Source organism: Brucella pituitosa, from assembly GCF_003049685.1.
Lineage (GTDB): Bacteria > Pseudomonadota > Alphaproteobacteria > Rhizobiales > Rhizobiaceae > Brucella > Brucella pituitosa.
The window spans coordinates 1,776,681-1,791,201 of the sequence record NZ_PYSY02000001.1 but is presented as its reverse complement, the minus strand read 5'-3'; the positions used below and the strand labels follow the sequence as shown (position 1 = coordinate 1,791,201).

The following is a 14,521-nucleotide window of genomic DNA, read 5'->3' as shown; positions in this document are numbered from 1 at the left end:
GATTGGTTATGAGTGAGACGGAAACGATCAGCTGGGGTGATTTCGAGAAAGTCGATATCCGCACGGGGACCATTGTTGAAGCTGTTCCATTTCCTGAAGCGCGTAAGCCTGCTTTTAAACTCAAAATCGATTTTGGTGACAAGTTCGGTATCAAAAAGTCATCCGCGCAGATAACAAAGCATTATCAGCCGGAAGATCTGGTTGGGCGTCAGGTGATGGCAGTGGTCAATTTCCCACCGCGTCAGATCGGCCCGTTTATGTCCGAAGTCCTGACACTCGGCTTTCCAGATGAGAATGGCGAGGTTGTTCTCGCTGCTATCGATAAGAAAGTACAAAACGGCGTCAAACTGTTCTGATCTTATAGCGGTGATTTGCGTCGGCTTTGCAAATTATGCAAATAGTCTGCGTGAGTAACGAATAGGAACGAGACAGATGCAGGGAACGATTGCCGTAGCTTTGGGCGGTGCGCTTGGAAGCGTTTTGCGCTACTGGTTTGCAATTTGGCTCGCGCCAGTCAGCCGTGAGCTGCCTTGGGGCACAATTGTCGTCAATATCATCGGGTCGTTTGCGATCGCTTTTTTTGGCGCATTGACGATGGCATCAAGCCGCTTTGGAGTGCCCGAAATCTGGCGTCTCGCCTTCATGGTCGGTATTTGCGGCGGTTTCACCACTTTTTCCTCGTTCAGCGTGCAAACTTTCGAATTATTGCGGCTGGGCATGCCGGGACGCGCGCTCATGAATGTGAGCATATCGCTTTTTGCCTGTCTCGCTGCGACAGCGCTTGGTTATGTTGCAGCGCAGGCGATCAATCGCGTTTAAGCCGGAATACGAATAGTTGCCCTTAGGCCGCCGGTCGGTGCGTCTTCAAGATCGATATCTCCGCCATGGCTTCTGGCTATGTCGCGGGCAATGGCGAGGCCAAGGCCGCCGGTGCCGCCGGAATCCTGCGTGCGTGCTTCATCAAGGCGCACGAAAGGTTTGAAGACGTCTTCGCGCCGATCTTCCGGGATGCCGGGACCATCATCATCAACGATGATTTTCAGCCAGCCATCATTGTGAGTGATCGAAAGCTCAACATTATCCGCATGGCGGAAGGCATTCGAGACAAGATTGCTGACGAGGCGTGAGAAGGCATTCGGGCGAACGTTGACCTCGCTGTCGCCTTCGATCGAATACTTGAAGCCACGCTCGCGCAGGCGCGCTTCATTCGCGAGCTTGTCACACAGTAGGCGCACATCGTAGGTCGCAGCTTCTTCCGAGCCTTCGCCACGCGCAAAGGCAAGATAGCCCTCAAGCATGGTCTGCATGTCGGCAATGTCCTGATTGAGCGGTTCTGTGTCGATTGCATTACCGGTCAGTGCCAGTTGCAGCTTGAAGCGGGTCAGAATCGTGCGCAGATCGTGGCTCACACCGGAAAGCATGGCTGTACGCTGCTCAATTTGCCGCTCGATACGCGAGCGCATCTGGATAAAGGCAATGCCTGCGCGGCGAACTTCTTCGGCACCATGGGGACGGAAGCCTTCCGGCATCGGTCGGCCCTTACCGAAACTTTCGGCTGCTTGCGAAAGCTGCTGGATCGGCTTGATCTGGTTGCGCAAAAAAGCGATGGCGATGATCAGCAGCACAAGTGCGGTGCCGATCATCCATGTGAGGAAGATGCCGGTATTGGAAGCATAGGCCTGACTGCGACGCGCAAAGACACGCAGGACTTTGTCATCGAGCTTGATGCGGATTTCGATGAGATCGGAATCACCGACCGTATCGACCCAGAACGGCCGGTTGATCTGGCGGGTGATTTCTTCACTCAGGAAGTAATCAAGAATGGCGAAGAAGGGTTTCGGTCCCGGCGGCGGCAGTGGATCGGGTGGCAGGATCGAGATATTCAGGCCAAGGCGCTGCTGCGAAATGCGGATCAGATTGTCGTAGCCCGGTTCCTGCGGATAGGTTTCCAGAATGTCGATGATCGCAGAGATATCGCGGACAACGGCCGTTGAAAGCCGCTCCGTCACCATCTGCCAGTGACGCTCCATGAATACATAGGCAATCACTGACTGAAGCAGCACCATCGGTGCAATGATAATGATAAGCGAACGCGCATAGAGCCCTTTGGGCATGCGGCGCGCAAACCAGCGCGTAAGTGTTTTCCAGAGCGACTTCATCGTCTCAGAATACTCCAGACGGTTCTGCAAACTGCATGTCTTCGGTCACGCTCTGAATTTTGCGAGGCTCCATTCTAATTGCTTGTTTTGACGCGCATCTTGTCCGAAAACCGCTTCACACTTTTCGGGACGCGCTCTAAATCTAAACGCTACTCAATGCTCAACTTGTAGCCGATGCCGCGAACGGTTTGCAGCCAGACGGGATTAGCCGGGTCCTGCTCGATCTTGCGACGCAGGCGGTTGATTTGCACATCAATCGTGCGTTCGCCAACATCGCCGTCCTGTCCGGTCAGTTCATGGCGCGGAATGGTTTCGCCGGCGCGCTCCGCGAAAATCGCCATAATATCCTGTTCACGATCCGTGAGCTTGATTGTTTCGGTGCCCTTTTTCAATTCGCGACGCGGAATGAAGAAAGTATAGGGTCCAAAAACAATCTGTTCGATCTTCGGCTGGGCCGGTGACGCACCACGGCGAAGGATATTATTGATACGCAGGATCAGTTCGCGCGGATCGAAAGGCTTTGGCAGATAGTCGTCTGCGCCTGCCGACAGACCATCGATACGGCTGTCGGTTTCTGACAAAGCAGTCAGCATCAGGATCGGCACGCTTTTCTGCTCACGCAACGAGCGGGTCAGCGAGACACCGGTTTCGCCGGGCATCATCACGTCAAGTATCAGGAGATCGAAGTCGATGCCTTCAAGCTTGCGACGCGCTTCTGCAGCGCTGGCCGCCATGGTGACGCGGAAGCCGCTGGTCGTCAGATATTGCGAAAGAAGGCTACGGATTCGCGTGTCATCATCGACAACAAGGAGATGTGGTGCGTCATCCGATAGGTTCGATTCTTCTACAGCCATGGCGTCGTTTGATCCCATCCTGTGCCAAATCACCGTGCAAAGGATGCTGCACGGCACTGGGCTTTTACTTCACGTATATGGAGGAAAACCAGATCGTGGTTTTCCATAACACACTACATCTTAGCCACTGCAAGACAGCGCGTCTATCTGAGGCTTGCGTTGTTGGCGATTAGCCCCCAGCCTTCTCGAGTTTCGGTTCGGACGCATTCCCGGCCGTTTCAGTTGCCGCGAAATCGTCAATCTGGGCGCGGCGCTCAGGATTGACCATATTATAAAGAAACCGCTCAATAACTTCGCGTTCTGCAGCGCCGGATTCTTCCAATGCCCGCGCGATGCGGCGCGACTGTGGCAAAGCGAGGGCGAGCGTGAGTTGTCGCCCACTTTTTGTGGGGTAAAGTTTGCGGTGACGACGATCGTGCAGCCCTGTGGCCTGCACAACATGGCCGGTATCGATCAGTTGCTTGAGAACGCGCGACAGACTCTGTTTGGTAATGCGCAGCACTTCAAGAAGTTCGGCTACCGTCATGCCGGGCTTGCGATTGATGAAATAGAGCACACGGTGATGGGCACGGCCAAATCCGATCTTCTCGAGGATCAGGTCCGGGTCAGCGGTGAAATCGCGATAAGAGAAGAACAGCAGTTCAATGACGTTGAGATCGTCAGCCTCCAGACACGTCAGAGGATTGCTGATATAGTTCACGTCGTTCGTCGAATTCACATCGAAGCTCCATCCTGTTGCGATAAATATGTCAGCATTGTTGACATAACTCAATCGCCAAGATAATTTTTGGTAAGTGCAGACCGCTTTTTTTGGAATAAAGTTTGCGCTGGTGCATGTTGGAGGAGAGATAATTACGCGGCTTGCTGTGTCAGACTGTCCAATAAGGACGGTAAAGCACAATGGCGAGCGTTATTTTCCGTAATTGTCGGAAATATCTTTGTTTTACATGCATTATTTGCCTGATCTCAGCGTAGTTGTTCGAGCTGACCTCAGCGCATTTGGTTGTAAAATGCCAGTGTTGGCGAAGAAAAACACGTCTTACTTACCAGTTATATCGATTTAACTGGCCAGAAAAGATTAGGGAAAGGCTCATCTGAGCCAAACGGCTTGCAGAAAAAGCGGGCTAATTTTGAGGAAGAGTGAAATGGCTGCGATTCCATTCGATCAACGCGACGGATTTATCTGGCAGGATGGCGAGTTTGTCTCCTGGAAGGATGCGAAGGTACATGTGCTGACTCACGGTCTGCACTATGCGAGCGCCGTATTCGAGGGCGAGCGTGCTTATGGCGGTGAAATTTTCAAGCTGACCGAGCATACTGAGCGCCTGCATGAATCCGCCCGAATTCTTGGCTTCGAGATTCCATATAGTGTCGAAGAAATCGACAATGCCTGTCGCGAACTGCTCAAGAAGCAGGGCTTCGTGGATGCATATGTTCGTCCGATTGCATGGCGTGGATCAGAGTCGCTTGGTGTTTCGGCTCAGAACAACCGCATTCATCTGGCTATCGCGATCTGGCAGTGGCCGAGCTATTTCTCGCCTGAAGAAAAGATGAAGGGCATTCGTCTCGACATTGCAGAATATTGCCGCCCCGATCCGCGCACTGCACCGTCGCGTTCCAAGGCTGCTGGCCTCTATATGATCTGCACCATTTCCAAGCATGCAGCAGAAGCAAAGGGCTATGCGGATGCGCTGATGCTGGACTGGCGCGGGCAAGTGGCTGAAGCCACTGGTGCGAATGTTTTCTTTGTCAAAGACGGCGCATTGCACACCCCAAAGCCTGATTGCTTCCTTGATGGCATCACGCGTCGCACGATCATTGATCTTGCCAAGCGTCGGGGTCTGGAAGTTATTGAACGGGTTATCATGCCGGAAGAAATGGCGACATTCACCGAATGCTTCCTGTGTGGAACGGCAGCAGAAGTGACGCCGGTTTCAGAAATTGGAAAATACCATTTTACACCCGGTGAAATCACCAACATGCTGATGAACGATTATGCTGCTGAAGTTCAGCCCAAGCGAATAGCAGCCGAGTAACAACGTTTTAAACAGAAAAAAGCGGCTTTTAAGCCGCTTTTTTACTATGTGACTGCTTAATGTTTGACTTTGGAAAGTTTCGGTCCAAGATTTTTCGGGTCGGATTCGCGTTATTCCGGCTTTTAACTCAGATGGGGTGACGATTATGGAATCTCTACTGCCTATCATTCTTCAACTTGTTTCAGGCGCAGTAGGCGGCAATATTGCTGGTGCTGTTAAGAATCTCAGCCTCGGAACTGCTGGCAATACAGTTGCCGGTGGCATCGGCGGCGTTATTCTTGGCCAGCTTCTGCCTATGCTGTCCGGTGGCGGATTGGACTCGGTTCTCAATGGTGTCGTTGGCCAGCTGGCTGGTGGCGGTGTGGGCGGTATCGTCCTCACAGCAATTATCGGACTGATCAAGAACTCAATGGCAAGCAAAGCCTGAGCTTAAGCGAATAGCGTGGTTGTGGGGACAACAACCGGCGATCTCATGGGGTGACATTGCTCTAAAAGTGGTTTCAGGCTTTTGGAGATGTGAACAAGTTTCGTGAGAGGGGATACGGGCGGCCTTGTGCCGCCCGTTTTACTATGATCAAGCCTTTGCAAACTGAATGTCGCGCATTATGTGAAGGTGCAAATAGTCTGCGACAGTCCGAAATTCGCCTCGGCCAACTTTTCCAACATGCTGACTGAATGGAGTATTCTATATGGGACAATTACAAGCCATCATCGTTCCAGTGACGCCATTTCAGCAGAACTGCACTGTCCTTTTCGATGGCGACACTAAAAAGGGTGTAGTGATTGATCCCGGCGGCGATTTTGATCGGATCAAAGAGGCAATTGCGTCTCAGAATGTTGACGTAGAAGCCATTTGGATCACGCATGGCCACATCGACCATGCAGGTGCAGCGCTGGACCTCAAGGAAGATCTGGGCGTTGAGATTATTGGTCCGCACAAGGACGACAAGTTTCTGCTCGATAACCTGGCAACTACCGGGCTTAAATACGGACTGACTGAGGGCGTGCGTAATGTCACACCCGACCGCTGGCTTGAAGAGGGTGATACGGTTTCAGTTGCCGGGCACACTTTCGATGTCTTCCATTGTCCCGGACATGCGCCGGGACATGTGGTGTTCTACAATCCTGAAGCGCGCTTTGCGATTGTCGGAGACGTTCTGTTCAACGGTTCAATCGGTCGTACTGATCTGCCGGGTGGTGATCATGCAGCGCTCATCCGCTCGATAAAAGAAAAGCTTCTGCCTTTGGGCGACGATATTGGCTTTTTATGTGGTCATGGTCCCGGCGGACGCTTTGGCGAAGAACGCCGCAACAATCCGTTTCTCAACGATATCGGATATGCATGAGCTGAACTGCTTGTGAAAAAAGCCGCCCTTGAGGCGGCTTTTCCAATTGCGGATTACCAGCGAGATTAGTTCGCCGAGCAGAAATGGTCGCGTCCATCATAACCGCGATAGGTTCCGGTATTGGCATTGAACGAGCGGTAACGGTCTGAACAATACTGATACCAGCCACGGCTCCATGGTTCATAGCCCACGCGATACTGCACGCTGCGTGCAGGGGGAGCCGGATAATATGCAGGCGGTGGTGGAGGCGGCGCGTAAACGGGCGCTGGCTGGACATAAGTCGGCTGCGGCTGGCTCAGAGCGCTACCGATGAGTGCACCGGCCGCAAGACCGATGACGCCAGCAGCAACCGCATCGCCGCTGCGGTCACGGTGACGATGATAAGGACGATCCCAACCGCCGCGGTTCCAGTCACCACCGCGATCCCAACCGCGACGTCCCCAGGAGTCAGCGGATGCTGAAGCCAGCGGTGCTGAGACTGCTGCTATGGCGGCGACTGCCAGAATAGCTGTTTTAATTAGTTTGTTCATTGTCCGCTCCTTCAGAAGCACAACTGCAATTTCGTCGATGTGCAGGGCCGCGATGGCGCACCGCATCAATCATGAATGACAAGTTAATAGTCTCGACATGAATGGAGGCTGAACAATGGTGAAGGGGCGGCTGAAACCACTATTATCCGGTAAATTAAATGCAGTGTTGGTAATATTTCGCGCACAGCCATCTGGAGCGCATTTGGAGCTGGCTGAATAGATCGGTACTCTTATTATTCGTTTTTATATGTGTCGCAATCAATAAAAAACCCCGGCGTTAGCCGGGGATCAAATTCTTGTTCTGTAAAATTTCGGACTTAGTCAGTAACCGAGATGTTTACAGCCTTAGGACCTTTGCCGCGACGATCCGGTTCAGTCTCGTAGGAAACCTTCTGGTTGTCAGCAAGTCCAGCCAAACCTGAAGCCTGTACGGCAGAGATATGGACAAAAATGTCTGCACCGCCATCATCAGGCTTGATAAATCCGAAACCTTTTTCGGAGTTGAAGAATTTGACCTGTCCGGTCTGTGCCATGGGATCCGTTCCTTTTCCTTGGCGCCACCGCTTTATTAAAAGACAGTGGAATTACAACTTCCGCCGAACGCACCACACACCCGGCAGAGGGTCATGCAGGCAGTTCTCGACATAGGAAAGGAACCGATCATTGCCAGAGACTAATCTCCGACCCGGAACTTCTAGCGGTTCCGGCACGCCGTTCTTCCAGTCTTCCGTTTGTACTCAAATTGCCCGGACGAACGAAGACTGATCTATGATGCGTAATTTGGCAAGCAAATTCTTCATGGAATATGAGATTGGTTATCTTCGTAACGGTATCGTCTCGAATCTTTACAAAAATTACGAGAATATCACTCATTCAATACCAAAATAGCACAGGCCAAACGCAATATATCGATTCATACTAAGGTATAGCATGCTCATTTGCTTACCGATTGCGCAAAACTATGCATGCACCGCCTGCTGCGCGAAGTTTAGAGCAAATGTTGTCGGCTTCGCCTCGGCTATCGGCTCCGATGCGTACTGCATAGATGCCACGCCGGGCCATTGGGGTGCGTACACGGCTAATGACTGGATTGTGGCCCGCGAGCACCGAGGAGAATTGCTTACGCAGCCTGCTCCACTGATTGACAGCAACGCTGCGCCGAAAATTGCCCGCGACCTGAATCCCCCAAGGCTTAGGCTTTATGCGTGACATGGGTATTGTAGCCGTGCGAATGATCGGCAGGCGCTGGCAAGCTTCTGCAAAACTGAGTTTTGCATCGAGGGGCTTGTTCGTGATCTCACTGCCGGACGCAAAATTGTCAGCCGGAGCGCCTGTGAGATCAAGAACGTAGTCTTCCGTCTCAAGAGGAAGAAATCCGCCCGAGCGCATCCAGTTGGAAACGCGGGTTGGGCCAGCATTATAAGCAGCAGCAGCCAGCCCCCAATTCCCGAAAGCGCGTTTGAGTTCGCCTAGAAATCCCGCAGATGCCGGGATAGCTTGCTCAATATCGAATGGATCGGCAAGGCCGCGCTCTTTGGCGGTATAAGGCATGAATTGAGCAATGCCCTGTGCGCCGACGGGACTGACGGCACGATGATCAAAGCGGCTTTCTTTCCAGATAAGCCGCGCGAAGAAGTCCTTCGGGATCCCTTGCGCTTCGGCATTGATTTCTATGAGTTCACAAATGCGACCGACAGTCGGCGTGATCTTTTCGGGCGGCATAGGCGGACCATAAATCAGAGATTCGGGATTGACCGCTGTCTGTGCTGCTGCGTTGAAGCTTTCAGGCCAGCAAAAGAGCTGCATAAATGCAAATGTCGCTATCTTTATATGCCGACGATTCATGCTGTTGATTCCGCCCTTTATCCCGCTCTGGGGATGTAGAGTAATGCATGTTTGCGACTTGTCGATATGTGGTTGCTGAGAACCATGCCGATTATCTTCCAATACCTCCTTGTTCTCGGAGGTTGTTGTGCCATTTTAGCATTCAGACATGAGAGGGAGAGAGCAATGCTTCTAAACAGAATCAGCCGTTTGGGTTTGATCGCGAGTGCTATGTTTCTGGCAGGGTGTGTTGCCGAAGGCGGCCCGGATTATAGACCTCCGGTACGGCCAGGTCCAACGCAACCACAGATGTGTCCGATGATTTATGCGCCGGTTTGTGGTGAACGTGGCCAATCACGCAAGACTTTTGGCAATGCCTGTCAGGCGCGTGCCGATGGCTATCGGGTTGTCGGCAACGGACAATGCACGTCAAGACCGGGACCGGGTTCCGGCTGGGGAGGGGAACGGCCGGGTCGCCCGCCACATCAGGGCAACAGGCCGGGGCGTCCAGGTGCAGGGGCTTGCACAAGGGAATATATGCCGGTTTGCGCGCGTCGTGGTGGTGACAGGCAGACATTCCCAAATCGCTGTGAAGCAGAACGTGCGGGTTATCGCATTACCGGCAGTGGTCAGTGCCGGTAATCCCGCCGCGGCCATTTTTTAATCCGGTTTGGTAGGAATATCAGGTTACTGGATGCCTGAAGAATTATCGGCCGCGAGGCATTTTTCTCGCGGCCGTTTTTTAATCGTCGCTAACGGTGCGAATCTTGCGCGCTGGATTTCCTCCCACAAGCGTGTTTGGAGGAACATCTTTGGTGACAACTGAACCCGCCGCAACAACAGAATTTTCGCCTATTTTCACGCCGCCAATGATTATTGCGCCGGCTGCGATCCAAACGTTTTTCTCTATTGTGATTGGCTTGGCGATCACGCCATCGCGTCGTTGTGAAGGCTCAATCGGATGTCCAGAGGTAATAATGCTTACATTTGGTCCGATCATGACGTCATCAGCAATAATCAGACCGCCGAGACCATAGAAAGTGCAGTTCTGGTTTACAAACACATTCCGACCGACCTGGATTCCATTTCCGTCAGCGCAGAAAAAGGGTGGGATCAAAAGAAAGCTGTCGTCCACCTTTGTTCCGATGAGTTCGCTGAATAAGGCTCGAACTTCGTCGGGATCGTTAAATGTCAAACGATTGATTTTGGCGGTGATAGCCATAGCCTTTCTAGTATTTGCGACCATAGCAGCCGATTCAGGCGTTCCCCTGTAAATTCTTATAACATCACCGTCATTCGTCATTTGCTGCGATCCTCAGTTGAGATTCCGCTGGGGCTGGGGAAAGCTTATTTATGCAGCTGTCTTTGTCTTGATGGACTTGCTGAAGCGCTCGATATTGGTATCACCCCAATCCTTCAGTGCCAGCAGGATTGGCTCGATGCTGCGACCAAGCGGGGAAAGGCTATATTCCACCTTGGGTGGAACCTGCGCATAGACTTTGCGATCGATCAGACCGTCTTCTTCAAGTTCGCGGAGCTGATTGGTCAGCATACGCTGCGTGACGCCCGGTATCTGTCGTCGCAATTCGTTGAACCGCAGCGTTCCATCCAGAAGATGAAACAGCACAACGCTTTTCCATTTGCCGTCGATGAGGCTGATGGCAGCTTCGACTGCGCAGCCGGGACTGCAATCGAAGCGCGAGTGTTTTGCTTTGGTCATTTCAGTAACCTTTATATACTAAGTACATAAATCGACACTATGGGCGATTTTTGTTCGTATTTCTATTTTCTGATAGTAGTCTAATATTTGATCCATAGCAAATGGAGCAAAGACTATGAAAGCTGTTGCCTATCAAACTGCCGGAAAGCTGGATCGGGCGGATTCGCTGGTTGATGTAGAACTGGACAAGCCTGTTGTGAAAGGCCGCGATCTGTTGGTGCAGGTTGAAGCCATCGCGGTTAATCCGGTCGACTACAAAATCCGTAAAGGTGTTTCACCAGAGCCGGGCCAGTGGAAGGTACTGGGCTGGGACGCGGTTGGTATTGTTGTTGAAACCGGCGAAGCGGTGCAGAATTTCAAGATTGGCGATAAGGTCTGGTATGCTGGTTCTTATATTCGACAGGGAGCCAATAGCGAATTCAATCTGGTCGATGAACGCATTGTGGGGACACCGCCATCGTCTCTTTCCAATAGTCAGGCCGCTGGCCTGCCGCTGACATCAATCACCGCCTGGGAAATGCTTTTTGACAGGCTCGACATTCGTAAACCGGTGCCGGGCGCGGCAAATGCTGTTCTCGTTATCGGTGGAGCAGGCGGGGTTGGCTCGATAGCAATTCAGCTGATACGCGCGTTGACTGATCTGACCGTGATTGCCACCGCCTCACGTCCTGAAACGCAGGATTGGGTGAAACAACTCGGCGCACATTATGTCATCGACCACAGCAAGCCGCTCGCGGAACAGGTGTCGGCTCTGGGTATCGGCGCACCGGCATTTGTTTTTTCCACCACGCAGACGATGGATCATTTCAACGAGGTAGTCTCATTGATCGCCCCACAGGGGAGGTTCGGTTTGATCGACGATTTCGATACATTTGATGTCGCGCCGCTGAAACGCAAGTCGGTCTCAATCCATTGGGAGATGATGTTCACGCGTCCTGTTTTTGAAACGGCGGATATGAATGAACAGGGCAAGCTTCTGAATGAAGTTGCGCGATTGATCGATGCAGGCAAAATCAAAACAACGGTGACGGAAGTTTTGTCGCCAATCAATGCTGCTAATCTTAAACAAGCGCATGGCGTGCTGGAAAGTGGCAAGGCCAAAGGCAAGATTGTGCTTGAAGGCTGGTAAGCAGCCTTCAGGCTTTGCGATATTACCGCCCCGGTCGGCCTGTCTTGCCGGGGCGACGCTTTTTGCGGGCCGTTTCAGCCGGATCTTCATAAGACCCAATGCCAGAACGTTCGCGACGGATGATGGCGTCGTCAGCGCCTGCTGGTTTTTCCGTCCGCTTAACGGTCATTTCATCCAGCGTGTTCTTGCGGAACAGCGGCTTTGCCGTATCCGTTCCCGGGCCCATATTGTCGAGTGAAGGCTTGGCGAACAGCGACTTCTTCGGCGCATCATCGACTGTGCGATGTACCTTGCGGCCCGCGTTGTGGCGACCTTTGGTGCGACCCGTCACAGGACTTTCAAGCTCGACTTCGCGAGCCAGCGGATCATCGGAAATTGCCAGTTCCATCTCGCGCAGGCGTTTGATCTCGTCGCGCATCCGTGCGGCCTTCTCAAAGTCGAGATCGGCGGCAGCATCGCGCATCTGCTTTTGCAGATGCTCGAGATGAGCGGTGAGATTGTTGCCCATCATAGCGCCTTCTTCTGCAAAGCCAGAAATATCGGCGCGGACATGATCCTGTTCGTAGACCGAATTCAGAATATCCGTGATGTTCTTCTTCACCGAGGCAGGCGTGATGCCATGTTCGAGGTTATAAGCTTCCTGCTTCTCGCGGCGGCGGCTGGTTTCATCCATCGCGCGCTGCATCGAGCCGGTGATGTTGTCGGCGTAAAGAATGACCTTGCCGTCAACGTTACGCGCCGCACGACCGATGGTCTGGACCAGCGAAGTTTCCGAACGCAGGAAGCCTTCCTTGTCGGCATCCAGAATGGCGACGAAACCGCATTCCGGAATATCGAGACCCTCGCGTAGCAGGTTGATACCAACCAATACGTCGAAAGCGCCAAGGCGCAGATCGCGGATGATTTCGATGCGTTCCAGCGTGTCGATGTCCGAGTGCATGTAACGTACGCGAACACCTTGTTCATGCAGATATTCGGTCAGGTCTTCTGCCATGCGCTTGGTCAGCACGGTGCAGAGCGTGCGATAGCCCTTGCGCGCGGTTTCGCGGATTTCGCCGAGAACATCGTCGACCTGATTTTTCGCTGGGCGGACTTCAACCGGCGGATCGATCAGGCCTGTCGGGCGGATGACTTGTTCGGCAAACACGCCGCCAGCTTCTTCCATTTCCCATTTGCCGGGCGTTGCCGAAACCGCGATAGTCTGCGGACGCATGGCGTCCCATTCCTCAAAGCGCAACGGGCGGTTGTCCATGCAGGATGGCAGGCGGAAACCATATTCGGCCAATGTTGCTTTGCGCCTAAAGTCGCCGCGATACATGCCGCCAATCTGCGGAACCGTGACGTGGCTCTCGTCGAGGAACACCAGTGCATTGTCCGGGATATATTCAAACAGGGTCGGTGGCGGCTCGCCGGGCTGACGTCCGGTCAGATAGCGTGAGTAGTTTTCGATGCCGTTGCACACGCCGGTTGCTTCGAGCATTTCAAGGTCGAAATTGGTGCGCTGCTCAAGGCGCTGTGCCTCAAGCAGTCGGCCTGCGCGGTTCAGTTCTGCAAGGCGATGCTGCAATTCTTCCTGAATAGACTTAATCGCTTGATTGAGCGTCGGGCGCGGTGTCACATAGTGCGAATTCGCGTAAATCTTGACCGATTGCAGATCGCCCGTCTTCTGGGCGGTCAGCGGATCAAATTCAACGATAGTCTCGATTTCATCGCCAAATAGCGAGATACGCCATGCGCGGTCTTCCAAGTGGGCCGGGAAGATTTCAATCGTATCACCACGCACCCGGAACGAGCCACGCACGAAATTGATGTCCTGCCGCTTATATTGCTGTGCCACGAGATCGGCGAGAAGCTGGCGCTGGTCGAGCCGGTCGCCGATTTTCATCTCGAAAGTCATGGCGGTATAGGTTTCGACCGAACCGATACCGTAAATACATGAAACCGATGCCACGATAATCACGTCATCGCGCTCGATCAGCGCACGCGTCGCCGCGTGGCGCATACGGTCTATCTGTTCGTTTACCGTCGATTCCTTTTCGATATAGGTATCGGACCGCGCTACATAGGCTTCGGGCTGATAGTAATCGTAGTAGGAAACGAAATACTCGACAGCATTGTTTGGGAAGAAATTTTTGAACTCACCGTAGAGCTGTGCGGCAAGCGTCTTGTTTGGAGCAAGAATGAGCGCAGGGCGCTGCGTTTCCTGAATGACCTTCGCCATGGTGAATGTTTTACCGGAGCCGGTAACACCAAGAAGAACCTGCGTGCGGTCCTGATCATCAAGGCCGCTTATCAGATCGCGAATGGCTGTTGGCTGATCGCCGGATGGCTCGAAACTCGATTCCATCTGGATCGCAATACCACCTTCGGATTTTTCCGGGCGGGCAGGACGGTGCGGGGTCCATAACTCGCCGTTCTTGAACAGCGGATTGCCGGATTCAATCAGATCGGAAAGCGCCTGAACCGTCGCGGTCGCGCCGGAGGGACTAAACTCGGCTGCATCTTCGAGGCTGATATCCAGTCCCGCCACGGGATTAAGGCCTGCTGCGGCACGTTCTTTGGCAGAGGCGGCACCACCCATCGACGTACCGCGTGCGCTACGTGATGATTCCTTGCTCCGTTCAGGCACCTTTTTGGGGGGCTTCGCGGCTTTGGCCGGTTTTGCCTTGGCTTGAGGCTTGACGGCCTCATCGCTGATCTCTTTTGCCCAATCGGAAATGGACCCGGACAGCGGTGCACCCGAGAAATCAGACTGAGGTGCCTCACCGAAACCGCCAGTCTGGCCGGTCAGCTTGCGCGAATCCTGAGAGTATTTATCTTTTGAGGAAGCCATGCTCCCAATATGGAATTTCGCAGCTCAAATGAAAAGGGTGCAGCGGCTAAATCCGCCGCACCGCATCGCAGTTTTCTGCGGCTCCTGACA

General features: G+C 53.1%; 16 protein-coding genes. 7 read left to right on the top strand and 9 right to left on the bottom strand.

Annotation, left to right across the window (positions count from 1 at the left end):
- The first annotated feature begins 8 nt into the window (after positions 1 to 8).
- Both C9380_RS08860 and crcB read left to right on the top strand, forming a co-directional pair.
- Positions 9 to 356, top strand: coding sequence for a tRNA-binding protein (locus C9380_RS08860; RefSeq protein WP_024899436.1), 348 nt, complete (start codon positions 9 to 11; stop codon positions 354 to 356).
- 76 nt (positions 357 to 432) lie between these two features.
- Complete coding sequence (gene crcB, locus C9380_RS08855) at positions 433 to 819, top strand: fluoride efflux transporter CrcB (RefSeq protein WP_128093388.1); 387 nt, start codon at positions 433 to 435, stop codon at positions 817 to 819.
- On the opposite strand, the gene C9380_RS08850 is transcribed toward crcB, so the two are convergent.
- The 3 genes from C9380_RS08850 to C9380_RS08840 all read right to left on the bottom strand — a co-directional run bounded on the left by C9380_RS08850 (position 816) and on the right by C9380_RS08840 (position 3,731).
- Positions 816 to 2,159, bottom strand: a complete 1,344-nt coding sequence (locus C9380_RS08850) for an ATP-binding protein (protein ID WP_024899438.1) — start codon at positions 2,157 to 2,159, stop codon at positions 816 to 818. The two genes, crcB and C9380_RS08850, sit on opposite strands and share 4 nt — an antisense overlap.
- Positions 2,160 to 2,308: 149 nt before the next feature.
- Complete coding sequence (locus C9380_RS08845) at positions 2,309 to 3,031, bottom strand: response regulator (protein WP_036567985.1); 723 nt, start codon at positions 3,029 to 3,031, stop codon at positions 2,309 to 2,311.
- 151 nt (positions 3,032 to 3,182) lie between these two features.
- Complete coding sequence (locus C9380_RS08840; RefSeq protein WP_024899440.1) at positions 3,183 to 3,731, bottom strand: MarR family winged helix-turn-helix transcriptional regulator; 549 nt, start codon at positions 3,729 to 3,731, stop codon at positions 3,183 to 3,185.
- Positions 3,732 to 4,158: 427 nt separating this feature from the next.
- Between C9380_RS08840 and C9380_RS08835 the strand changes: the two genes are divergently transcribed.
- The 3 genes from C9380_RS08835 to C9380_RS08825 all read left to right on the top strand — a co-directional run bounded on the left by C9380_RS08835 (position 4,159) and on the right by C9380_RS08825 (position 6,395).
- A complete protein-coding gene (locus C9380_RS08835) occupies positions 4,159 to 5,049 on the top strand; it encodes a branched-chain amino acid aminotransferase (RefSeq protein ID WP_024899441.1) in 891 nt (296 codons plus the stop codon).
- Positions 5,050 to 5,194: 145 nt separating this feature from the next.
- Complete coding sequence (locus C9380_RS08830) at positions 5,195 to 5,476, top strand: hypothetical protein (protein WP_024899442.1); 282 nt, start codon at positions 5,195 to 5,197, stop codon at positions 5,474 to 5,476.
- 262 nt (positions 5,477 to 5,738) lie between these two features.
- A complete protein-coding gene (locus tag C9380_RS08825) occupies positions 5,739 to 6,395 on the top strand; it encodes an MBL fold metallo-hydrolase (protein WP_024899443.1) in 657 nt (218 codons plus the stop codon).
- A gap of 65 nt (positions 6,396 to 6,460) precedes the next feature.
- Here C9380_RS08825 and C9380_RS08820 read toward each other — a convergent pair whose 3' ends face one another.
- From C9380_RS08820 to C9380_RS08810, 3 genes are all read right to left on the bottom strand, one after another.
- Positions 6,461 to 6,925 (bottom strand): BA14K family protein, encoded by a 465-nt coding sequence (locus tag C9380_RS08820; protein ID WP_024899444.1) that lies wholly within the window; start codon positions 6,923 to 6,925, stop codon positions 6,461 to 6,463.
- A 317-nt stretch (positions 6,926 to 7,242) separates the two neighbouring features.
- Complete coding sequence (locus C9380_RS08815) at positions 7,243 to 7,458, bottom strand: cold-shock protein (RefSeq protein WP_024899445.1); 216 nt, start codon at positions 7,456 to 7,458, stop codon at positions 7,243 to 7,245.
- 409 nt (positions 7,459 to 7,867) lie between these two features.
- Positions 7,868 to 8,770, bottom strand: coding sequence for a lytic transglycosylase domain-containing protein (locus tag C9380_RS08810; RefSeq protein WP_111786469.1), 903 nt, complete (start codon positions 8,768 to 8,770; stop codon positions 7,868 to 7,870).
- Positions 8,771 to 8,935: 165 nt separating this feature from the next.
- Between C9380_RS08810 and C9380_RS08805 the strand changes: the two genes are divergently transcribed.
- Entirely contained in the window at positions 8,936 to 9,391 is a 456-nt protein-coding gene (locus C9380_RS08805; RefSeq protein ID WP_100558728.1) for a Kazal-type serine protease inhibitor family protein, read from the top strand.
- 100 nt (positions 9,392 to 9,491) lie between these two features.
- Here the strand turns inward: C9380_RS08805 and C9380_RS08800 are convergent, their stop codons facing one another.
- Positions 9,492 to 10,052: a DapH/DapD/GlmU-related protein gene (locus C9380_RS08800; RefSeq protein ID WP_024899448.1), complete on the bottom strand. Its 561-nt coding sequence runs from the start codon at positions 10,050 to 10,052 to the stop codon at positions 9,492 to 9,494.
- Positions 10,053 to 10,100: 48 nt separating this feature from the next.
- Positions 10,101 to 10,469: a winged helix-turn-helix transcriptional regulator gene (locus tag C9380_RS08795; protein WP_024899449.1), complete on the bottom strand. Its 369-nt coding sequence runs from the start codon at positions 10,467 to 10,469 to the stop codon at positions 10,101 to 10,103.
- Positions 10,470 to 10,584: 115 nt separating this feature from the next.
- Between C9380_RS08795 and C9380_RS08790 the strand changes: the two genes are divergently transcribed.
- A complete protein-coding gene (locus C9380_RS08790) occupies positions 10,585 to 11,598 on the top strand; it encodes a zinc-binding alcohol dehydrogenase family protein (protein WP_105705711.1) in 1,014 nt (337 codons plus the stop codon).
- A 22-nt stretch (positions 11,599 to 11,620) separates the two neighbouring features.
- On the opposite strand, the gene uvrB is transcribed toward C9380_RS08790, so the two are convergent.
- A complete protein-coding gene (gene uvrB / locus C9380_RS08785; protein WP_128093387.1) occupies positions 11,621 to 14,431 on the bottom strand; it encodes an excinuclease ABC subunit UvrB in 2,811 nt (936 codons plus the stop codon).
- Positions 14,432 to 14,521 lie beyond the last annotated feature (90 nt).

Coding starts and splice junctions, on each gene's coding strand:
- C9380_RS08860 (WP_024899436.1), top strand. CDS start 9: ATGAGTGAGACGGAAACGATCAGCTGGGGTGATTTCGAGAAAGTCGAT.
- crcB (WP_128093388.1), top strand. CDS start 433: ATGCAGGGAACGATTGCCGTAGCTTTGGGCGGTGCGCTTGGAAGCGTT.
- C9380_RS08850 (WP_024899438.1), bottom strand. CDS start 2,159: ATGAAGTCGCTCTGGAAAACACTTACGCGCTGGTTTGCGCGCCGCATG.
- C9380_RS08845 (WP_036567985.1), bottom strand. CDS start 3,031: ATGGGATCAAACGACGCCATGGCTGTAGAAGAATCGAACCTATCGGAT.
- C9380_RS08835 (WP_024899441.1), top strand. CDS start 4,159: ATGGCTGCGATTCCATTCGATCAACGCGACGGATTTATCTGGCAGGAT.
- C9380_RS08830 (WP_024899442.1), top strand. CDS start 5,195: ATGGAATCTCTACTGCCTATCATTCTTCAACTTGTTTCAGGCGCAGTA.
- C9380_RS08825 (WP_024899443.1), top strand. CDS start 5,739: ATGGGACAATTACAAGCCATCATCGTTCCAGTGACGCCATTTCAGCAG.
- C9380_RS08820 (WP_024899444.1), bottom strand. CDS start 6,925: ATGAACAAACTAATTAAAACAGCTATTCTGGCAGTCGCCGCCATAGCA.
- C9380_RS08815 (WP_024899445.1), bottom strand. CDS start 7,458: ATGGCACAGACCGGACAGGTCAAATTCTTCAACTCCGAAAAAGGTTTC.
- C9380_RS08810 (WP_111786469.1), bottom strand. CDS start 8,770: ATGAATCGTCGGCATATAAAGATAGCGACATTTGCATTTATGCAGCTC.
- C9380_RS08805 (WP_100558728.1), top strand. CDS start 8,936: ATGCTTCTAAACAGAATCAGCCGTTTGGGTTTGATCGCGAGTGCTATG.
- C9380_RS08800 (WP_024899448.1), bottom strand. CDS start 10,052: ATGACGAATGACGGTGATGTTATAAGAATTTACAGGGGAACGCCTGAA.
- C9380_RS08795 (WP_024899449.1), bottom strand. CDS start 10,469: ATGACCAAAGCAAAACACTCGCGCTTCGATTGCAGTCCCGGCTGCGCA.
- C9380_RS08790 (WP_105705711.1), top strand. CDS start 10,585: ATGAAAGCTGTTGCCTATCAAACTGCCGGAAAGCTGGATCGGGCGGAT.
- uvrB (WP_128093387.1), bottom strand. CDS start 14,431: ATGGCTTCCTCAAAAGATAAATACTCTCAGGATTCGCGCAAGCTGACC.